The sequence below is a fragment of the Affinundibacterium seohonense genome (assembly GCF_014284305.1).
In the GTDB taxonomy this organism is placed as follows: Bacteria; Pseudomonadota; Gammaproteobacteria; order Burkholderiales; family Burkholderiaceae_D; genus Undibacterium; species Undibacterium seohonense.
The window spans coordinates 16,087-35,813 of record NZ_JACOFW010000002.1 but is presented as its reverse complement, the minus strand read 5'-3'; the positions used below and the strand labels follow the sequence as shown (position 1 = coordinate 35,813).

18 protein-coding genes are annotated in these 19,727 nt (G+C 45.9%); 12 read left to right on the top strand and 6 right to left on the bottom strand.

All coding sequences use genetic code 11. The annotated features are described in order from the left end of the window. Nucleotides 1–8: 8 nt before the first annotated feature. From yidC to H8K52_RS02195, 9 genes are all read left to right on the top strand, one after another. Nucleotides 9–1,754, top strand: coding sequence for a membrane protein insertase YidC (gene yidC, locus H8K52_RS02235; protein ID WP_186921021.1), 1,746 nt, complete (start codon nucleotides 9–11; stop codon nucleotides 1,752–1,754). 164 nt (nucleotides 1,755–1,918) lie between these two features. Continuing rightward, the gene (gene mnmE, locus H8K52_RS02230) at nucleotides 1,919–3,331 is read left to right on the top strand and encodes a tRNA uridine-5-carboxymethylaminomethyl(34) synthesis GTPase MnmE (RefSeq protein ID WP_186921019.1); all 1,413 of its coding nucleotides are present in this window, start codon (nucleotides 1,919–1,921) and stop codon (nucleotides 3,329–3,331) included. Between the two features lie 176 nt (nucleotides 3,332–3,507). Beyond that, entirely contained in the window at nucleotides 3,508–4,743 is a 1,236-nt protein-coding gene (locus H8K52_RS02225; RefSeq protein ID WP_186921017.1) for a tyrosine-type recombinase/integrase, read from the top strand. 92 nt (nucleotides 4,744–4,835) lie between these two features. Continuing rightward, nucleotides 4,836–5,384, top strand: coding sequence for a hypothetical protein (locus H8K52_RS02220; protein WP_186921015.1), 549 nt, complete (start codon nucleotides 4,836–4,838; stop codon nucleotides 5,382–5,384). Nucleotides 5,385–5,499: 115 nt separating this feature from the next. Continuing rightward, nucleotides 5,500–5,742, top strand: coding sequence for a helix-turn-helix transcriptional regulator (locus H8K52_RS02215; protein ID WP_186921013.1), 243 nt, complete (start codon nucleotides 5,500–5,502; stop codon nucleotides 5,740–5,742). Further along, nucleotides 5,739–6,185 carry a helix-turn-helix domain-containing protein gene (locus H8K52_RS02210; RefSeq protein WP_186921011.1) on the top strand — a complete coding sequence of 149 codons (447 nt, stop codon included), beginning with the start codon at nucleotides 5,739–5,741 and terminating at the stop codon, nucleotides 6,183–6,185. Before H8K52_RS02215 ends, H8K52_RS02210 begins: the two co-directional genes overlap by 4 nt. Further along, a complete protein-coding gene (locus tag H8K52_RS02205; protein WP_186921009.1) occupies nucleotides 6,182–7,291 on the top strand; it encodes a plasmid recombination protein in 1,110 nt (369 codons plus the stop codon). Before H8K52_RS02210 ends, H8K52_RS02205 begins: the two co-directional genes overlap by 4 nt. 607 nt (nucleotides 7,292–7,898) lie before the next feature. Next, on the top strand, nucleotides 7,899–8,480 hold the full coding sequence (locus tag H8K52_RS02200; protein ID WP_186921474.1) for a TMEM175 family protein: 582 nt from the start codon (nucleotides 7,899–7,901) through the stop codon (nucleotides 8,478–8,480). Between the two features lie 58 nt (nucleotides 8,481–8,538). Then, nucleotides 8,539–9,597, top strand: a complete 1,059-nt coding sequence (locus H8K52_RS02195) for a proline iminopeptidase-family hydrolase (protein WP_186921007.1) — start codon at nucleotides 8,539–8,541, stop codon at nucleotides 9,595–9,597. A 71-nt stretch (nucleotides 9,598–9,668) separates the two neighbouring features. Here H8K52_RS02195 and H8K52_RS21145 read toward each other — a convergent pair whose 3' ends face one another. Then, nucleotides 9,669–11,378: a DUF4214 domain-containing protein gene (locus tag H8K52_RS21145; RefSeq protein WP_186921006.1), complete on the bottom strand. Its 1,710-nt coding sequence runs from the start codon at nucleotides 11,376–11,378 to the stop codon at nucleotides 9,669–9,671. Nucleotides 11,379–11,454: 76 nt separating this feature from the next. Beyond that, nucleotides 11,455–12,141, bottom strand: a complete 687-nt coding sequence (locus H8K52_RS02185; RefSeq protein ID WP_186921005.1) for an HAD family hydrolase — start codon at nucleotides 12,139–12,141, stop codon at nucleotides 11,455–11,457. A 119-nt stretch (nucleotides 12,142–12,260) separates the two neighbouring features. On the opposite strand from H8K52_RS02185, the gene H8K52_RS02180 reads away from it, so the two are divergent. Beyond that, on the top strand, nucleotides 12,261–12,815 hold the full coding sequence (locus H8K52_RS02180; protein ID WP_186921003.1) for a GNAT family N-acetyltransferase: 555 nt from the start codon (nucleotides 12,261–12,263) through the stop codon (nucleotides 12,813–12,815). A gap of 301 nt (nucleotides 12,816–13,116) precedes the next feature. After that, complete coding sequence (locus H8K52_RS02175) at nucleotides 13,117–14,625, top strand: peptide MFS transporter (protein ID WP_186921001.1); 1,509 nt, start codon at nucleotides 13,117–13,119, stop codon at nucleotides 14,623–14,625. Nucleotides 14,626–14,756: 131 nt separating this feature from the next. Here H8K52_RS02175 and H8K52_RS02170 read toward each other — a convergent pair whose 3' ends face one another. Continuing rightward, nucleotides 14,757–16,259, bottom strand: a complete 1,503-nt coding sequence (locus tag H8K52_RS02170; RefSeq protein ID WP_186920999.1) for a YdgA family protein — start codon at nucleotides 16,257–16,259, stop codon at nucleotides 14,757–14,759. Between the two features lie 203 nt (nucleotides 16,260–16,462). Between H8K52_RS02170 and H8K52_RS02165 the strand changes: the two genes are divergently transcribed. After that, the gene (locus tag H8K52_RS02165; protein ID WP_186920997.1) at nucleotides 16,463–18,019 is read left to right on the top strand and encodes a glycosyltransferase family protein; all 1,557 of its coding nucleotides are present in this window, start codon (nucleotides 16,463–16,465) and stop codon (nucleotides 18,017–18,019) included. Between the two features lie 19 nt (nucleotides 18,020–18,038). Here the strand turns inward: H8K52_RS02165 and H8K52_RS02160 are convergent, their stop codons facing one another. The 3 genes from H8K52_RS02160 to H8K52_RS21520 are packed head-to-tail and all read right to left on the bottom strand — an operon-like array spanning nucleotide 18,039 to nucleotide 19,710. Beyond that, nucleotides 18,039–18,710, bottom strand: a complete 672-nt coding sequence (locus H8K52_RS02160; RefSeq protein ID WP_186920995.1) for an acetyltransferase — start codon at nucleotides 18,708–18,710, stop codon at nucleotides 18,039–18,041. A 6-nt stretch (nucleotides 18,711–18,716) separates the two neighbouring features. Further along, nucleotides 18,717–19,553 (bottom strand): beta-keto acid cleavage family enzyme, encoded by an 837-nt coding sequence (locus H8K52_RS02155; protein ID WP_222613656.1) that lies wholly within the window; start codon nucleotides 19,551–19,553, stop codon nucleotides 18,717–18,719. A 28-nt stretch (nucleotides 19,554–19,581) separates the two neighbouring features. After that, nucleotides 19,582–19,710, bottom strand: a complete 129-nt coding sequence (locus H8K52_RS21520) for a hypothetical protein (RefSeq protein ID WP_281387928.1) — start codon at nucleotides 19,708–19,710, stop codon at nucleotides 19,582–19,584. Nucleotides 19,711–19,727: the final 17 nt, after the last annotated feature.

Here is a 19,727-nt window from a genome sequence, read left to right as displayed (position 1 = left end):
TGGATAAAATGGATATAAAGCGTACCGTCCTCTGGGTTATTTTCTCGATGTCTCTGTTACTCCTATGGGATAACTGGATGCGTCATAATGGAAAACAATCCATGTTTTTCCCTGCAACGACAGCACAACAAGCTAAGAATGCTAGTGCTTCGGCAACTACTACACCAACGAACGCCGCGGCAAGCGCGAGTGCAGCAACTGCTGCGACGGACACAGCGGCAATCTTTGCGCCGGTGTTCAGAAGCGAAACAATTACGATTACAACTGATTTGATCAAAGCAGACATCGATACTGTTGGTGGTGAAATCAAACGTCTGGAATTACTCAAATATCCAGATAGTGATGATCCTAAGAAAAACGTGGTTTTGTTTGACAGTCATAGCGGCAAGACACGCATTGAACAGACTGGTTTCTTTGGCTTGTTCAAGGGTACAAAAGAAGTTCCTGTCCCAGCCCGCACTTATGCTGCGCAGACAGGTTTGTTAGGCGGTAATTTCCCTAACCACAAATCTGGTTTTGTTGCCTTGCCAGGTCCGCGCTCCTTAGAGGGCGCGAATGAATTGAATTTGGTGCTGGAATCAGAGCAAGCCGGCGTGAAGTTGATCAAGACATTGACCTTCAAAAAAGGCAGCTATGTGATCGATGTAAAACACACCGTCGCTAACAATACGGCAGCTGCGATTGCGCCTTCTGTGTATTTGCAATTGATTCACGATGGCAATAAGCCAACTTCTGGTGGCATGTTGTCAGGACAAACTGAATTCTATGCCCCCGCCGTATATACCGAAGCCAAGCATTTCCAAAAGCTTAGTTTTGAAGATATTGAAAAACGTCACGGCAAGGCAGATGCCAAGCCAGATCATGAAACCGTTTCTGAAAATGGTTGGGTTTCCATGATTCAGCATTTCTTTGTGTCGGCGTTCATTCCAGAAGATAAAGTAAAACGCGAAATCCGTACCGAACGTGTGCGTGAAAATATTTATTCTGTGAGCTCAGTGATTGCTTTGGGTAGCGTTGCACCAGGTGCTACTGCCTCATCGAACGCGCGTCTGTACTCTGGGCCGCAAGAGTCGGCGATCTTGGAAAAAGTCGCACCAGGGATGGAACTGGTTAAAGATTATTGGTATTTCGCGATGATTGCCAAGCCTATGTTTTGGGTCATGGAGTTAATCCATAGCATCTTGAATAACTGGGGTTGGACGATTGTGGTGTTTACAATTGCGATCAAATTGGCTTTGTTCCCATTGTCCGCTGCTGGTTATCGCAGTATGGCGAAGATGAAAGTCGTGACGCCAAAAATGACGGCTTTGAAAGAGAAATACAAAAACGAGCCACAAAAATTAAATGTGGCGATGATGGAGCTCTACAAAACGGAGAAGATTAACCCTCTCGGTGGTTGCTTACCTATCTTGATCCAAATGCCGATTTTCTTGTCTCTGTACTGGGTATTGCAGGCTTCAGTCGAAATGCGCGGTGCGCCTTGGGTGGGTTGGATTACTGATTTATCCAAGCCAGATCCTTGGTTCATTTTGCCAGTCTTGTATGCGATTTCTATGTACATCACAACAAAACTCAGCCCAGCACCCGCTGATCCGGTACAGGCTAAGATGATGTTGTTTATGCCTTTACTGTTCTCTGTGATGTTCTTGTTCTTCCCATCCGGTTTAGTGTTGTACTGGGTTGTCAATAACGTTTTATCTATTGGTCAACAATGGGTCATCAATAACAAAATTGTTCCACCAGAACATCGATAAGATTTAAAAGCAATCAATCAAAAAAGCCCATGAATCATGGGCTTTTTTTGTAAGCAAATGCTCTGCTTTTTGCTGCAGATCATGTCGTGTTTACGATACATCTGGGAACGTAGCGAGCAACGAATTCCCAACAGATTTCCCTATAGCAAGGTTAAAATTTCCTCATGACACACACATACGACAGCACTCCCATTGTAGCGATTGCCACCGCACCAGGCCGCGGAGGCATTGGCGTGGTGAGAATATCCGGAAGAGATCTGAGCGACATTAGTCGCAAGCTGTTTGGCAGCGTGATACTAAAGCCGCGCCACGCGACCTACCTAGATTTTACGCAAGCCGATGGCACTGTGATCGATCAGGGTCTGGCAATCGCTTTTAGAGCACCGCATTCTTACACTGGTGAGGAGGTTCTTGAACTACAAGGCCATGGTGGTCCAGTGGTCATGCAGATGTTACTGAGCCGATGTTTGGAAGCGGGTAAAGAACAAGGGTTACGTTTGGCTGAGCCAGGTGAATTCACCCAACGTGCATTCATGAACGACAAGCTCGATCTGGCGCAAGCAGAAGCGGTTGCTGACTTAATCGAAGCCTCGACCGAGGCGGCAGCGAAATCCGCATCGCAATCAATGTCGGGTGCTTTCTCCAAAGTCATTCATGCGCTAGTCGAAAAAGTTGTACATCTACGCATGTTGGTCGAAGCAACTTTAGATTTTCCAGAAGAGGAAATTGACTTCTTAGAAAAGTCCGACGCCCGCGGCCAACTTAGCGGCATCCAAAAATCCTTGCGCGCTGTTTTTGAACAAGCCGCTCAGGGGGCACTACTGCGCGAAGGTTTAAATGTCGTGCTGGCGGGGCAACCGAATGTTGGTAAATCATCTTTGCTCAATGCCTTGGCTGGCGATGACATCGCCATCGTAACGCCGATTGCCGGCACTACCCGCGACAAGGTCACAGAGACGATTCACATTGAAGGTATTCCTCTCAATATTATTGATACCGCCGGCATACGTCACGATCACGATACACCTGAACTTGGTGAAGTCGCCAATAAGATCGATGCGGTTGAACGTATCGGCATCGAACGTACTTGGAACGAAGTGCAAAAAGCCGATGTTATTTTACATTTGCTCGATGCCAGTCGAGGTCCGACCCGCGCTGATGAAGAGATAGCTGAACGTTTTCCAGAAGGTGTTCCTGTCATCTGCGTTTGGACCAAGATCGATATTTCTGGTCATCACGCCAGCGTTGATACGGTCGGCGACCTAACCCAAGTCTATTTGTCAGCACAAGAACATCTAGGCATGGATCTCTTGCGACATGAATTATTACGTATCGCAGGATGGCAGCAAACTGGTGAGTCTTTGTACTTGGCACGCGAACGTCATTTGATTGCCCTCAAACATGCGCATGAACACCTAGAACAAGCGGCTGCCTATGCGGCACAAAATGATCAGTCTCTCGATCTGTTCGCCGAAGAGCTGCGTCTAACGCAGGATCGTCTCAATAGCATTACGGGTGAATTTACTTCGGATGATTTGCTCGGTGTGATTTTCTCGCGTTTTTGTATCGGAAAATAAACAGTGTTTTAGGGTTTGCTAGGTTTGCCCATTTTCAAGTAGTTTTACCTATGAAAATAGCTAGACTTATGCAAAGTTCGCCCATCATTGACCATTGACTACCACTAGTTTTTAGTACACACTTTAGTACACAAGATCATTAATGCTCACCCTGTGTACTAACCTGTGTACTTAAAATGCCTAAAGCAGCTACCCCACTGAACGACACGAAAATCCGCGCCTTGGAGCCTAAGGAAAAGCGTTACCTTATAGCGGATGGTGAAGGCTTGTACTTAGAGATAATGACTTCAGGTACTAAAATTTGGCGCTACCGTTATTCACTAAACGGCAAACAGCAGCCCCTAGTCACCATTGGCGAATACCCAGCAGTCGGATTAAAAGAGGCGCGCAAGCTGGCTGTGAAATACACCGAGATCGTAGCGAAAGGTGTTTCCCCGATTGCGGACGCACAAAAAGACCGAGGGTTTGCCAAGTCACTAACTACTGTGCGTGAATTTTCTGAGCATTGGTATCAGTCATTAATCGCCGATAAATCTGAGTCGTACCGCAATGTTACGCGCAGAGTTTTGGATAAAGACATTTACCCAGCGATAGGGAGTAAGGAACTAGCAGAGGTGAATGCAGGGGATATTCTGGTTATCTGCGACAAGATCAAAGCCAGAGGCTCACCACAAGCTGCACTGCTTACCAGAAATATTATTAAGCGTATGTTTGAATATGCCATATCGCGCCAAGTCGCCACCATCAACCCAGCACACCAGCTAGTAGCAAGATTCATTGCTACGCCACAGAGCCGAACCCGCGTATTGTCACCGGATGAATTAGGCTTAATGTTACGCAAAATCTACGCCTCCGATATGGCACGACCCTCAAAACTGGCATTACACCTGCTAGTGATTACGATGGTGCGCAAGTCAGAAATGATCGAGGCTGAATGGTCAGAGATTGATTTTGAAAATGGGATGTGGCGCATACCAGCCGAACGTATGAAAAAAGACAAAGAGCATTGGATACACCTTTCACGGCAAGCACTCGCAATGTTTGCAGAGTTAAAGGAACTGTCACACAGTCAAAAATATGTATTCCCTATGCGGCGCGGATATGAAGACCGTCCTATTTCAAAATCTACGCTTAATGCAGCAGTTAGAGCAATGGACACTGGAGTACAGCACTTTGTGATTCATGACTTTAGGCGTACAGCATCAACCCACTTGCACGAGATGGGGCAATCCTCGGACGCAATCGAAAAGGCATTAGCGCATAGCATCAAGGGCATTAAGGGCGTATATAACCGTGCAGAGTATGCGGACGAACGAAGGAAAATTTTGCAGCTATGGGCGGATTTTGTAGATGCACAGATCGAAACACAGAGAAAAGTAGTGATCGGTAGTTTTGGTAAGACAGCAGCATAACCAATTTAATTGTGCCTACTCCGAAGAAGCGAAGACTAATTTGCGGCTTCATTCTGCTGGCATGATTTCCATTTTAAACAAAGGCACTATTAATGGGATTACAAATAAATCGCGTCATTGATGACAAAGGGTTTTGCACTTATTCAGATCAAGAAGTGCAAATAGCAGCATTTGTACTAATGGGTTATGGATTTAACTTAGAAAAATTTGACACGTTTTTGGAGTCAATAGAAAAGTCAGAGCGTTTAACACAGCTACTTGAATGGCGATCATGTGCACTTCACGCGGTCAAAATTCACAATGAACTCGCGATAGAGGGCTGGTGTTGTGCATTAAATGCGTCATGGTACGAATATGTAAATAGCAAACTTTTGCCGCTTGCTAGAATTGGCGCAATGTCAGAAATCGATCGAAGTAAAGGCGGCACTACAAAAAAAACAAACGACCTAGATGGAAAACAAAAAGCAAAAGAAGCCGTGAAGATGCATTGGAAATTGTGGATGAACGACCCGAACCCCAAAACGGTGTACAAGACAAAAACAGACTTTGCTCAGGAGATGTTAAAGACGTATGAGGCATTAACAAGTGAAAAGGTAATTACCGATTGGTGTCGAGAATGGGAAAAAACAAAAATAATGTAACCCTACTAGCAGACTGCGCACCCTACTAGTACGCAAGTTTTATAAGCTTTAATGCCGAATTATTCTTTGCCTTAATCCGTGAAACCTAGCGGTAACAAGTGAAGGATAGGCAAATATGAACAACACCACAAACCCAGCAGCAAACCCCAGCAAAACACTACCAGCAGACGGTTTGAGCCGCTGGAACCAGATAGCACCCTTCTCACCTTTCTGTCGTGAGAAATTCCGCCAACTCGTCAAAGCAGGTAGAGCACCGCAGCCCGTCAAGTTCTCTGAGCGCTGCACGGCTTACCCAAATCGAGAACTGCACCGCTTCTTTGCAGACCCACTAAATTACAAAGTGGAGGTGGTGAAATGACATTTTCAAAGCGTCCAAGAAAACAAAACGCCTCCGGCAAGGGAGGCGTAAAAATCACAAAGCTGGCAGGCAACGTGAAACGGCAAGGAAATATGCTTCGATGCGATACAAAGCATATCAGCAATCTAAGGAAAGAACTAGCTAGTAAAGGTCTAGCACTATTGAGTGCGAATGGGGAATCGCAAGCCCGCACCTTACCTAAAGTCCTGCGTTATTTGGGCAATCGTGGCATCAATACTAAAGAGGCAGAAGGCTGCGGTTACTATCGGATTGCCACGCGCATTCAAGAGATGGAAGCGTCCAATTACGTTATTACATCAAATCGGGAAACGATCATTGGTGCGGATGGTTTGGTGCACCGAGGCATAGCGCGTTACGTGCTACTGCGTGATAACACCGAACCTAACCCGCAAGGCGAATTGGATTTAGGGGGAGCAGAATGATTCATGCCCACTTTTTGCGCATCAAAGGATTAAGCGCTAAAAGCACGCGATCATCTGGGCGTGAATTAGTGATGCCGCGTGTCATGGCGCACAACCTACGTGAGAGCATAGCTGAGTTTGGCGTATCGAGTGGTAGTCATATCGACCCGATCAAAACAAAGGACAACATCATTTTGCGAGGCAATACATCCTCCGGCGCGGTGAGTATGGCAGTGCAAGCACTCATGCAGGATGTGCGCGTAAGTAAGTGGCGCAAAGACACCATAAGTGCGATTGAATTGATTTTTAGCTTACCTAGCGATGCCGCTATTGCACATCATGCATATTTTAAGGATGCCGTGATGTGGGCAGATCGCTTCTTTCAAGTCCCGATTGTAAGTGCCGTGATTCACTTGGACGAGGACGCGCCACACTGCCACACGATCCTGATTCCGATAAAAAGCGACAGACTTTGCGGAAGCGAGGTAATGGGCAATAAGAAGCGCATCCTTGCTATGCAAGATGATTTCTATGAGCAGGTAGGCAAGCAGTACGGACTAGTTCGCCAAAGCCCGTTAAAGCGCTTCAGTGCAGCTATACGAACTAAAGCGATAGATGCGGCGTTTGCTGTCTTGGAAGCGAATAGCGGACTATGTAGCGACATTCTGCACGTCCTGTTAGCGCCGCATTTCAAAAACCCTGAGCCAATAATGCAAGCACTAGGTTTAGCCATGCCTACGCCAAAAATTAAAGGCACGTTCGCGGGAATCATGACTAAGCCAGTTAAGGAAAGGAAGCCAAGCAGAACATGGCAAACCCTCGAAGCAATATCTATAGAGGTTCAACAACCAAATCCTATAGACATTCATCAATTAAATGACACACCAAAAAGTCAACCTCTATCCTGTGTAGAGGTTCGATTTTCTGAGGCTAAAATTTCAAGTGATGAGCAGTTGATTCAGGATGATTTCACACGCGAATCTGATAACGAACAATTGGCAAGTTGCTTCGATGAAGTGACAGGTGAGTTTGTGAAGCCTTCGGTGAAGGTCTCAAAGAAGCAAGCTATTCAAAAAGAGGTGGAGTCATGGTTTGAAGGCGAGGGTTTGCATACGGATTGTGATTAGTGCGATTCTTTGGAAGTTGGTGCAGTGGGGGGGGAAGCAAAACATTGGAAGGCAAAGAGGTGGGACATCGACAGTATTTTCACGCGCAGAAAATAATCAGTTGTTTGAATATGTTAAACGGCAATTCAAAACATTCACCTAAGCGGCGCGGTAATTAGTAAGCCAGTCTTGTGATTAATAAACAGATCAAGTCAGTACAGAATAGGCACATTCGTTTTTTAGTACACAAGTTAGTACACAAAATAGTGCGACTCAATCAAAATCATTACAATCATTGGCTTTTAAGATACTCTCTAGCTTTTGTATCGAAGTAAGCCAAATCCAATGTGATGGTTTACGGGTGAGCTTCCAATCCGATAAACCATCTTTTGCGTTCACCGATCAGGCCAGCAATACAGAGTCGACGTCCTATAACTTGACTGAGACTGAAGTGAACGCAAGTCGCACTGGGGTGGTGCCCTCGGTACAGCCCTACTGTCTCACTTCATTGAACATACATGGCTAGAATGTGATCTAGACAGCCGAGCCTTGCAGCTCCGCAGTCAAAGTAAGCGTCAATTTAAATAATGATTTGACCTAAGAACTTAAAAAAGGAGATCGATCAATGATGGGAAAAGGACGATTTGAAGCATTTAGCGATGGCGTCATCGCGATTATTATCACCATCATGGTATTGGAAATTAAGGTTCCACATGGTAGCGATTTCGCGACCTTACTGCCCTTATTTCCTGTTTTTCTCAGTTACGTTTTAAGTTTTATCTATATTGGCATCTACTGGAATAACCATCACCACTTGTTGCATGCCACCCATAAAATTAGTGCTGGAAATCTGTGGGCGAACTTGCATTTGTTATTTTGGCTTTCCCTGATCCCGTTCTCAACCGGATGGATGGGTGAAAATCACTTTGCCGCTGCGCCTACGGCTTTGTACGGCGTCAATTTATTTATGGCGGCTTTGGCATATTGGTTATTGCAATACAGTTTGATTTGCTCCGCCGGCGATAGTTCGATCTTGAAAAAAGCCATTGGTGGTGATATCAAAGGTAAGTTGTCCTTGCTACTGTATGGACTCGGCATTCTGCTGGCATTTCAAATCGCATTGTTATCGCAAGCGATTTATGTGGCCGTTGCCTTAATGTGGCTAATCCCTGATCGTCGCATCGAGAGTGCTTTAAAAGAAGATCGTTGATGACCGTCAGCTTTTCAATATTGACTCGTGAACGCTCAAATTTATTTAAAGGAATAGTATGAAATTCATCTGGAGTTGCTTAATGCTTTTAGCCCTAGGGGCTTGCAATAAACCCGTGGCTGATCAAGCCAAATTGGCAGAAAACACAAGTCCGAATAAACCCAGCAGCAGTTACTTAGACTACAGTGGGCGTGACGATCTCTTATCCGGTGGTGTCAAGTTAATCACCATCAATACACCCAAAGGTGCTTTCAAGGTCTGGACTAAACGCGTCGGCAATAATCCTAAAATTAAGGTCTTGCTACTACATGGCGGCCCCGGTATGACGCACGAATATTTTGAAGTTTTCGACAGTTACTTTCCAAATGCTGGTATTGAATATTATTACTACGATCAACTTGGCTCGCACTTCAGTGATCAGCCCGACGACCAAAGTTTGGTTGATTTACCGCGCTATGTTGAGGAAGTGGAACAGGTACGTAAAGCACTAGGCTTAGACGCATCCAATTTCTACTTATTGGGACATTCTTGGGGTGGCATTTTGGCGATGGAATATGCACTAAAGTATCAACAAAATTTGAAGGCACTCATTATTTCGAATATGGTTGACAGCATCCCTGCCTACAATGACTATGCACAAAAGGTCTTAATGCCAGCGATGGATCAAGCAGTCTTAAAAGAAACCCAAGCCTTGGAAGCAGCCGGGAAATATGAAGACCCGCGCTATATGGAATTACTGATTCCACATCACTACGAAAAACACGTGCTGAGAATGCCGCAAGCGACTTGGCCAGATCCGGTCAATCGCTCGTTTAAACATGTGAATGCGAAGATTTATGTATCGATGCAAGGCCCTAGTGAACTAGGTGCCAGCGGTAAGCTATTAAAATGGGATCGTAGCGCGGATCTATTAGCAATCACGGTGCCGACGCTCACCATCGGCGGGCAACACGACACCATGGACCCACTTTATATGGCGGCGATGGCAGCCAAAGTGAAACATGGACGTGCATTAACTTGTCCGAATGGAAGTCACATGTCGATGTACGACGATAGCGTCAATTACTTTACTGGCTTAATCCGTTTTATCCAAGATGTAGATCAAGCGAAATTCTAGTCACTTCACAAAGTAAAAAAGGCAGCACGGGCTGCCTTTTTTAATGATTTGATGCAATGCACGTGACAAACTTACTGACCTTGAATACTCAGCTTGGTCGCCACGGTAATCACATCTTGTGCTTCGATTTTGGCGGTTAAACCACGATAACTTGCATCCGCAATTTGCCAGGTATAACTCGTGCTAGCAACACCGCTGCTTGTGCTCTCATTTTTAAACTTACAGGCAGAAAAAGTACCGGCGGGTACTGTCACACTCTCGATGCCTAAGAATGTTAATTTATCCGTCTGCGTCACATCTGGAATCAACATTGGGAAAGGCAAACCAGATGCTTCTTGCTTGAACGTATAGGTTTGCGTATCAGTCGCGTTCACCGCCATTGAAAATGGAGTGCGACGTGGCGGTGTCATCGTGCCAATCACACTGTAGTCGCCAAATCCAGGCAAAGTGACAGTGACGTTGCTACCGTAGTAGAGCGACTCATCGTCATATACATTCATATACGATTTAATTTTACCAGCAAGTCCAGTGGCGATGCCGCTAATGACGACAGTGTCGGTCAACAATTCTTGGGCATTAATGCCTTTGAAATTCACGGTGCCATTTGGTTTGTAATTCACGACATATAGCGTCGTTGTGCCTAAGGTCGTCACTTTAGAAGAATACTCCGTGCTATAAGTGACGCCTTGTTTGATCAAATTCTTGTTATAGCAATCTCGTGACGACCCCGTACCACTGCCATTACCATTCGGTGTATAAGGCGCACCTGATTTAAACAGGAGATCTAGCATGTTGATGGCAATTTTTGCGTCGGCAATATTGCTAGAAGTGATCTTCGCCACAATCGCCATGGTTTTCTCTATTGATTCTTTAGGCGTCAAATAGTTAAGCCCTTGTTCGATTGCGAAAAACAGACCAACATTGACTTTGTTGTCGAGTAATTGCGGTACCCATCCCCATGTTGGGTGTCCAACAAATGTACGGGCTGAATTGAGCATTTTCACAACTAGATCGCCCTTCGTTGCGCGACCAGAACTTAACTCACCAGCCCAGTAATTTACGTCTTCATCTGGCGGTGCGGTATTACCGGTGCGACCCAAGACATTTTTATAAATGATTTTGACGAAATCGGCGTCCGTCATACTCGCTGTATAGCCAGTAACAGCGGGATTCGCCAAACCAGCATTGTAAAAACTCGTCGCCAAGGCATCCACTGTCATGCCATTTTTGACTTCTCCTATCCAATAGACCATACCATCGGCATCAGGTACGCGATTGAAAAAGGCGATATAGAGTTCAATCAGGGTTTGTAGATTGGCATCTGATATTGTTTTCGCTTTATCGCCTATAGCCAAATTGACGATAACGTCGCTAAATTTCAAACTCGCGGTGGCAGAGACATTGACGGTAGCGCCCATGCCAGTAGTTTCTTTTACAGCAAAACCCGTCGCCGTACGGGTGATGGTGTAAGCGTTGCGGATACCGCTGAAGCTCACCGATTCGGCTGGTGCTGCTGGCGGCGCAGCCGGTGGCGCCGATTGCAATTGCGCGCCAGGGATTTGCGTAGCAGATTCGCCACCGCAGGCAACTAGGGAAGCAGCAACAATACTGCACAACAATGCGCTTTGGCGTAATTTAAAGACCTTGCTCATATCGACACCTTTCTCAATTTTTAACCACTTCGTGAATGCAAACCGTAAGAACTTCACCGTAATCAAGCTGCGCATCAACATAAAAAGAAATGGCTCAGTGCGGGCAAGCTGCGCTTTTCGATTGCTCACTGGTTTACGCGGGATAAATCAGAAAACAGCTCATCGAAAAACAAAAAACTTTAAAAATTGAAAAAATTGCGCATGTCTAGCCGGGCAGATCCAGGCTATTACGAATACGAGCACACAATTCCTGCGGCGTATTCGAAATAATGTCGTCGGGGATATCAAATTTTTTTGTCAAACGCTTATGATCTTCAAAGCCATACGACACCACAAATGGCACCATGCCTGCCGCCAACGCGGATGCGTAATCTTTATGTTCATCTCCACAGGCATAGGCGCGTGCGGGATTGATTTCAAATTGTTTACGCGCTGCTTTGAAGAAATCAGCTTTACTCGCTCTGATAGGGACATGGGCGAAATAATCCAGATCGTCTAAGTCAATATCATGGCGGGCAAATAGTTTTTCCATGGTGATGCGTGGTTCATGGCTGACGTTACGCGTCACCAGGCCGACACGGATATCGTCTTGTGCAATCAATTGTTTGATTAAATCGGCGAAGCCCGCGTAAAACTGCGCTTCTTCACGATAGATATCGGTCAAGGTGGTGAGCACTTGCTGACGACTCTTTTTGCCCAATTGCTTTTTGATATTGATCGGAAACTCTTTCAGTCCGCCTAGATATTTAAAGAATTTGTGTCGTTTTTGAAAACTCTCTAGATCACCAATCGCCATGTCATGGCGCGCAAAGGTCCTTTCAATTGCGCTAAAGGCGTCGATAATGGTGCCATCAGCATCAAAAATGATCATTTTTTGTCGGTTTGGGTACATTGTCTATCCTCCTAATAAACTCATCAATTTGGTTTTTTGACAATCATAGGTGAAGAAATTGACAGGCGGATGACGAAGAATCCGCTAGACTCTTGTTTCCAACAGCACTCCATTCAGCCATGTCAGCTCAGCCAAGCTTCCCCATCCGACAAACCAGTCGCTACTTACTACGGCAAATCCAACAAGCTGATAGAGCACAGATTTTCGCCGGCTTATCCAACCCTAGAGTCATCGCCCATTACGGCATTGCTTACGACACCGAAATCGCGGCGCAAGAGCAGATTGATTGGTATGAATCGATGCAACAAGCGCAAACTGGTTATTGGTGGGCGATCTGTACTTTGGATCAACCTGACAAGTTGCTGGGAACTTGTGGTCTTTATGAAATCGATAGTTATAACAAGAATGCCGATATTGGCTATTGGTTACTGCCCGACTACTGGGGATTGGGGATTATGCATGAGTGTCTATTAAGCATTTTACGTTTTGGCTTTGACAATTTGGCGTTACACAGAATTCAGGCGGAAATCGAACCCGCCAATATTGCCAGCGCCAAGCTAATTCAAAAATTGGGCTTCGAATATGAAGGTCGTATGCGTCAGATCGCCCGACGTGAAGATGCGTTTATCGATTTGGATAACTATGCGCGTTTGGCACCATTTGCCATCGGATGAAGTTATTGCGTGCATGCACTAGAGGATTGCGTAGCGCGTCTCAAACCGCAAACTACAAACAAACTTTTTTGCCGCATTGCGCAATAAAACTTCAGCGTACTCAAACGACAAATTGGCCTCATCTCAGGCATTTCTAGTTTAGAATGCACCGTCGTTGAAAATCCCCTGTATTTTTTGTAATTATTCAATCTGGGGGGCTCCTATCCTGCAATGGGAAAAGTCATCAGGGATACAACGGAACAAACCGAGCTTTTAAGAAATCTAAAATGCGTTTTACAAAATATAAACAGGAGAAAATTGCATGAGCGGTGCTGCAATCACACCGGGTCAAGAGACCCCAATCCCAGAGTTTAAGCAAATCATGGGGCATCCAGCCCCACTGTGGATGTTATTCATGTCCGAATTCTGGGAACGCTTCGCGTTCTACGGTATTCGTTGGGCTTTGGTGCTCTATATCGTCGAGCAGTTTTACCAAGGCTCTGGCGCGGGACAGGCCGATGCCAACCTAACGTATGGCTCTTACTTAGCACTGGTCTATGCGGCAGCCTTGTTTGGTGGTTATGTAGCTGACCGTGTCATTGGATACCAACGTTCAATTTTGATCGGTGCGGTCTTCATGGCAGCTGGTTTGTTCATGATTTCGATTCCAAATCAAGACATCTTTAAAATGGGCCTGGCAACGATTATTATCGGTAATGGTCTGTTTAAACCAAATATTTCCACGATGGTTGGTAAGTTGTACAGCATCTCGGATACGCGTCGTGATTCTGGTTTCACGATTTTCTACATGGGTATCAATGTCGGCGGTTTCTTAGCGCCTATCTTTACTCAGTTCTTGGCTCAAAAAATATTTAACACTGGTGATACACCTGCTTATAAGATCGTCTTCATCGCTGCTGGTGTCGGCATGATTTTAAGTTTAGTCTGGTTTGCCATCGGTCGCCGCATGTTGAAGGGCATAGGCGCACCAGCGGCAGGCACAGAAAGCTTCTCACGCGTAATCTATGTTGCCGTTGGCGGCTTGTGCATGATCCCTGTTGCGTATTTCTTGTTGTCGATGGGCGCAGCGAAATTACAGGGTATTTTGACCATATTGTTTATTGGCCTAGCAGTCATGCTAATGATTGAAGGTATCCGTAATGGTAACGTCGCGCGCGATAAAGTCATTGCGATGTTATTGATCTTTACATTCAATATCTTGTTCTGGATGTTCTTTGAACAAGCAGGCAGCTCATTCACATTCTTGGCGGAAAGCATTGTTGACCGTGATCTGGGTGGATTTATCTTCCCAACCGCATGGTTCCAAAGTGTGAATTCCTTAGCGATCATCGGCTTCGCACCTGTCGTTGCCGCAATCTGGGTCATGCTTGGTCGTCGCAACTTGAACCCATCTATTCCACGTAAATTCGGCTTGGGCTTGATTGGTAATGCCTTGGCATTCGGTTTATTGATGTACGCATTGACATTCTTGGTCGATGATAAAAGCAAGATTCCATTCTGGACTTTGTTCATGGTGTATGTGATCCAGTCTATTGGTGAGTTGTGCTTATCTCCTATCGGTTTGTCGATGGTGACAAAACTCGCACCAGTCCGCTTAGTTGGTCTGGGCATGGGTGGCTGGTTCCTGTCCACAGGTATTGGTAACAATTTGTCCGGCATTTTCGCCAGCCACGTCAGTGGCGATAGCGGTATGTCAGTTGCCTCTGCATTGAGCGGCTACACATTTGGCTTCTACTCTTTGCTAGGTGCCGGTATTGTCTTATTCCTGATCGCACCATTAATGCAAAAATTAATGCATGGCGTGAAGTAAGTATCTCAGCCAGAAAGGCGGTAGCTGACTTTGTTGACGTTCACTACCGCCTTCCTCGCTCAAAAAAAAGCGACCTGTTTTTGAGGTCGCTTTTTTTATTGTATCGTCGAAAGGACTTGTCTCTTGTTGTTCTACTTTCGTTCTACTGGAGCCGCCTCTGCTGCGCCTACCGTCGGCGTAGGTGGAAATGGTTTGCCATTGACCAGCATCTGTCCCAGTTTCCAAGAAAAATCGGCACTGGAAACCTTGTTGTCGCGCTTGATGTAGCCTTGCGTTTCCCACGTATCGATTTGTGAGTAAAACAAACTACGCATCATCGCCCGAGCTTCAGGATCCGTTTGACTCGCATCAATAAAGTCATCGGCCAAATTACCAGTTAGACTCGCTTGCCCGCTCACTTCCATCTTGGAAAGCAGTGCGGTCGGTACCTCAAAGTCCTCCGCTTGAACACCCACAAAGCCGAACTTGGCCGCGGCCTTGAATTCACCATTTTTACTGGTCAAACTCAATCTATCTAAGGCAACCACCGGATCGTGTTTTAAGATTTCAACGCCTAGTTCTTTCAATTTTTTCTGCGTCTCCACCACGGCCGCAGCATCTTGCTGAAGTCGATCCATCTCTCTTAACAGCACAAAGAATTGATTCACACTTGGTGCATGTAGGCGTTGCAAGGAATAGTCGTAATGAAAATTGCCTATATTAGTGTCATTCATCATGATATTCGCGATACCAAATTTGAGGCCGGCGTTGAGCAAATCATTTTTTAAACTCGTATTACTCTCTAAGCTGATATCTTTTAAATTAACCCCTTTGTTCTGCGCCTGAGCGTTCGTAAAACTAAACGAACTAATGGTGGCTTTAGAGGTGCCAAGATAAATAAAGCCATCCGGATACACCCGTTCTGCATCACCTTGCATTTTGATCTCACCAACTTTGGCTGAAATACCACCATTGGCGGCATTCACCTCAAGCCCGGGGGAATTAAAATTGAAATTCAATTTTTTGTAGGCCGCATCAAAGCCGATTTCAAATCGCAGACCTTTCCAATCCAATTTATCTTGGTTCACACCAACGCTGGTTTTGACCGCCGGGCTCGTAATAGCGAAACTACCACCGCCGCCATAATTTAATAGCGTGCGGATTTCGACAAACTTTTTATCCCCAAAGACCTTCTTAATTTCCGCCAGGGTACTCGCATCCAGTACCAATTCCGTTTCGATCTTACCGGCGGCAACACCCAAAATACCCGGTACTGGGCCATGCTGTATGTAATTAATAACCTGGATCTGCAAGGGCTTTCTAACTGGGGAACTGATGTCTGGTTCTGCCTTAGCCTCCGCACTTTCCTGTCCTGGCGTAGTAGCGGCAGTATCCTGCAAGCTATGGGGCAAGGCTGATGGTGTCAACACTGGTGACATCCCGCCTGCGTCCAGTTCTATCGTACTCTCTTGTTTAGATGAAAAAATGCCACGCGTATAGCTTTGCTTTACCACTTTGAAATTGGAAAACAGCACATCCTTCTTTTCCATCTTACTTAATTTTTCCTCCAAGCGTTTACCTGTCATCCAGGACGCAGCAGGATAGGCCACGGCCAATGCAGCGACCACAACGAGTGCAATCGAACTTTTTTTCATATAAGAGATCCTTTTAATAAACCAAGCATGGCAAAAATAAAGTGCCGATAGTGTAACGATAAAAGCTACTAATTTGGATTTATTCCAGAGATCTGTCTAAATAACGAAGGTCGGAATTGTTTCTTGAGTATACTTCGGAGCTCGATTCAAGCTTTCATCGCCCATTTCAATTCACTCTGTAGTTCTTTTTATTCGATGTACTCATGACGCAACAAACCGACATCCTCCTCATCCTAGACGCTCTCGATCAAGTTATCACTGATCCATTTGGTCGACATGGTTGGCGCCGCCTAGGGATGCTAAGCCACAAAAATACGAATCCCGAAATTCTCCGCACCATTAGATATCGCCTAAACAAAGAAGTTGACCAGCATGGTCTTGCAGGATTTTATCGCGCGATTTTCTTTCGGCATGTGTTGGGGATCAAGAGTGAAATCATTAATGCTGGCAAATCCTTGGAACAGATCAGACCCATCCATATTGATCGCCTGATGTCCTATGTCAATTTTGAATGGGGCGACATCGTCGCGGAAAATCAAAATAGCACCGAATTTATACAGAAGATGGAAGAGGCGAATATTCCACGCTTAATGGAAATGGCAGGTACGGTCGTTCAACAAAGTACACCGCCTCAGACAATCAGAGTTGCGAAGACGATAAAGCGGATCGCCATCTACACTCCGCAATTGTTCAATTACAAGCATCCGCCTACGAAGATGGCATTTGAACACGCGCGTTTACTGCAATTAGAGGGCATAGAAATCCGCATATTTAGTTGCCAAGAACAAAGCATTCTTAATATGAGGGAATACCTAAGTAATGATGGGCACCTGAAAATTCCCCCACCAGAGACCAATTTCGAGCATCAAATCACATTTACTTCCCCAGTAGAAATCGTCAGGGCACAAGAGCAATATTCGTTACCATTGCGGGCACAAAGCATCTTGCAGTTGATGGATCTATTTCAACCCGACCTTTGCTTTTTTATCGGACACCAATCTTTGCTCCTAAAGTCACTTTATCAACGCTATCCTTTGTTGGGGCTCAATGTCACCTCAGTGGCGCCATGCGGCGAACTTGATGTGTGGCTCAGTGCAGATATCGCAGCAAAAGAGAGCAAACCCGAAGCGACAAGTCAGGCCTACTACCACCCTTTCCGTACCATTCCAAAAGAGACGCTGGCCACGATTCAACGTGAAGAACTTGGTTTAGCTGCCGATGCTGTCGTGTTGATTACGGCCGGGGCCAGATTGCACAAAGAAATCACCGGTGAATGGGCAAGTATGATGCAAGAGATTTGTGTTCGCTTCCCGCAGGTAGTATGGCTAATCGTCGGTGCCGATGGGGGCATTCCGATTGGCTTGCAAGCCAACAAGATTCCCAACATAAAATCACTACCGTATCAAGCAAACTTGAAAGGGGTTTATGCGTGCTGCGATATTTACGTCAATCCGCCACGATTAGGTGGAGGCTTTAGCGTTGCCGAAGCGATGGCAGAAGGCCTTGCAACACTGGCCTATCATGAGACCGATGGTGGCAAAAAATTAGGCGCACTGGCGGCAAGAAATCATGAAGACTACTTTAGCGAGTTGAGTGCATTAATTAACGACCCCACAGCACGCGAAAGCAAGGGAAAACAGTTAAAGCAAATATTTGAAACTAGCATTAATTTACATAATTCCGGACCATCTTTGTTGCGTGCTATCAGCCTGACACATGAAAAATTCAAGCGGCGTGCGACACCAGTCACTCTGAGTTGAATTGACCCAAAAAAAGTACTTATGCCGAGAGATTTTTCTTAAACTTAGCAGGGATCCCAACCACCAAAACGCTGGTAGCGACATCGGCGGTCACCACGGCACCAGCGCCAATAAACGCATCATCACCGACCACCAGGCGCTCAATCAAAGTCGCGCCTATGCCAACGGTGACACCCCTGCCAATGTGCGATAAACCTCCCAGATTACTACCAGGTTGAATCCGTGAAAAAGATCCTATGCAAGTGTCATGACCTATCGTCACCCCGCGATTTACAAAGACGTGATCAGCCAACTTTGCGCCTGGCCCGATCACGCTGTTGGCACCAACAAAGACGCCCTCACCCAAGCTTGCCAAGGGCGAGACATAGGCAGTCGGATGCACTAATTTAGTAAAAGTAATCGCGAAACGGCGCTGAACTTCTGCCGCTAAAACGGCCCGGGTCGGCGTGGTTGGCCCTAGAATATACACTTCATTATCCGCTGGGATAAATTCATCCAACGGCAATACCTCAGGAATCGCGCCTGTCGTACCAAAATCCTGTAAACGATCAGCTAAAGTCCGGTCACGCTCGCCGACCTCTTCGGGCAGATGCAGCACAACTTTAGCGACAGATAAATGATTCGCGATAGCACAATCAAAAATATCCGAGAGAATATTACTGGTACCAAATATCACTAAGGACTTTTTCATGCTTGCTTACCAAATTTGCAGATCAAGTCGCTGTCTGACCTCAAGTGCACTGGCAATTGGGCGTCCCAAGGCCTGCGCTTGTGCCGTCACACGGCCGATCAATTGGGCATTCGTTGCTAATTGCGTCCGTTCTTGATCCCACCATAAATTATCCTCAAGCCCGACCCGAACACCATCTCCGAGTACCACGCCCAAGGCATTCGCACGAGTTTGAAAACGGCCGATACCAGCCACTGCCCAAATCGATCCGGCTGGTAATTCATTCACCATCGTGGCCAGATGTAACATGCTCGCTTGGGCTGTTGCTGGATTACCTAAGAGAATATTGAAATAGTACGGCGCGCTTATCAGGCCTTTATCAATCAAAATCTTCGCAAAATTAATCATACCCAAATCAAACACTTCTAGTTCAGGGCGGATACCTTTGTTCTGCATGATTTCTGCCAGACGCATGATAGTCGCTGGTGAATTCATACTGGCTTCCGTTGCAAAATTCATCGAACCTAAGGTCAGACTCGCCATATCTGGCCGTAAGTCACCGTCCAGATACAAGCTTGACGCGCGCTGCTCGACATCGGGTACTTTACGCCCACTCGTCGTAGCGGTAATGATGACCTCCGAATTGACAGTGCGGATTTTGGAAACAATGTCCGCAAATAAGCGCGAATCTGTCGTTGGCAAGCCATCGACATCACGAGCATGAAGATGCACCATGGATACGCCCAATTTGGCACAAGCTAAAGCTTCATCGGCTATTTCTGTGCTAGTCAAGGGAACATGCGGCGTTTGCGCCCTAGTGGGAATCATGCCGGTAGGGGCTAAGTTGATAATAAGTGGCTGCATTATTTTTATAAAACGACAAATTTGAGAACTACGCCATATCGGCGAAGCTTGGGCTCGCTATCGTATCATTTTCTGGCTTGTTTACTGGTGGGGTAAAAGCACAATCCGCATGGCGGAACAACATATTAGGTCGAAAATAGCCTACGAGGCGTTGCATTTCGAACAATGTCAACT

Bases quoted from the DNA above. Each gene is read 5' to 3' on its own strand.
- H8K52_RS02225 (WP_186921017.1), top strand. From the start codon at position 3,508: ATGCCTAAAGCAGCTACCCCACTGAACGACACGAAAATCCGCGCCTTG.
- H8K52_RS02160 (WP_186920995.1), bottom strand. From the start codon at position 18,710: ATGAAAAAGTCCTTAGTGATATTTGGTACCAGTAATATTCTCTCGGAT.
- H8K52_RS02155 (WP_222613656.1), bottom strand. From the start codon at position 19,553: ATGCAGCCACTTATTATCAACTTAGCCCCTACCGGCATGATTCCCACT.
- H8K52_RS02215 (WP_186921013.1), top strand. From the start codon at position 5,500: ATGAACAACACCACAAACCCAGCAGCAAACCCCAGCAAAACACTACCA.
- H8K52_RS02205 (WP_186921009.1), top strand. From the start codon at position 6,182: ATGATTCATGCCCACTTTTTGCGCATCAAAGGATTAAGCGCTAAAAGC.
- H8K52_RS02185 (WP_186921005.1), bottom strand. From the start codon at position 12,141: ATGTACCCAAACCGACAAAAAATGATCATTTTTGATGCTGATGGCACC.
- H8K52_RS02220 (WP_186921015.1), top strand. From the start codon at position 4,836: ATGGGATTACAAATAAATCGCGTCATTGATGACAAAGGGTTTTGCACT.
- H8K52_RS02165 (WP_186920997.1), top strand. From the start codon at position 16,463: ATGACGCAACAAACCGACATCCTCCTCATCCTAGACGCTCTCGATCAA.
- mnmE (WP_186921019.1), top strand. From the start codon at position 1,919: ATGACACACACATACGACAGCACTCCCATTGTAGCGATTGCCACCGCA.
- H8K52_RS02210 (WP_186921011.1), top strand. From the start codon at position 5,739: ATGACATTTTCAAAGCGTCCAAGAAAACAAAACGCCTCCGGCAAGGGA.
- H8K52_RS02170 (WP_186920999.1), bottom strand. From the start codon at position 16,259: ATGAAAAAAAGTTCGATTGCACTCGTTGTGGTCGCTGCATTGGCCGTG.
- H8K52_RS02180 (WP_186921003.1), top strand. From the start codon at position 12,261: ATGTCAGCTCAGCCAAGCTTCCCCATCCGACAAACCAGTCGCTACTTA.
- yidC (WP_186921021.1), top strand. From the start codon at position 9: ATGGATATAAAGCGTACCGTCCTCTGGGTTATTTTCTCGATGTCTCTG.
- H8K52_RS02195 (WP_186921007.1), top strand. From the start codon at position 8,539: ATGAAATTCATCTGGAGTTGCTTAATGCTTTTAGCCCTAGGGGCTTGC.
- H8K52_RS02200 (WP_186921474.1), top strand. From the start codon at position 7,899: ATGGGAAAAGGACGATTTGAAGCATTTAGCGATGGCGTCATCGCGATT.
- H8K52_RS21520 (WP_281387928.1), bottom strand. From the start codon at position 19,710: ATGCAACGCCTCGTAGGCTATTTTCGACCTAATATGTTGTTCCGCCAT.
- H8K52_RS02175 (WP_186921001.1), top strand. From the start codon at position 13,117: ATGAGCGGTGCTGCAATCACACCGGGTCAAGAGACCCCAATCCCAGAG.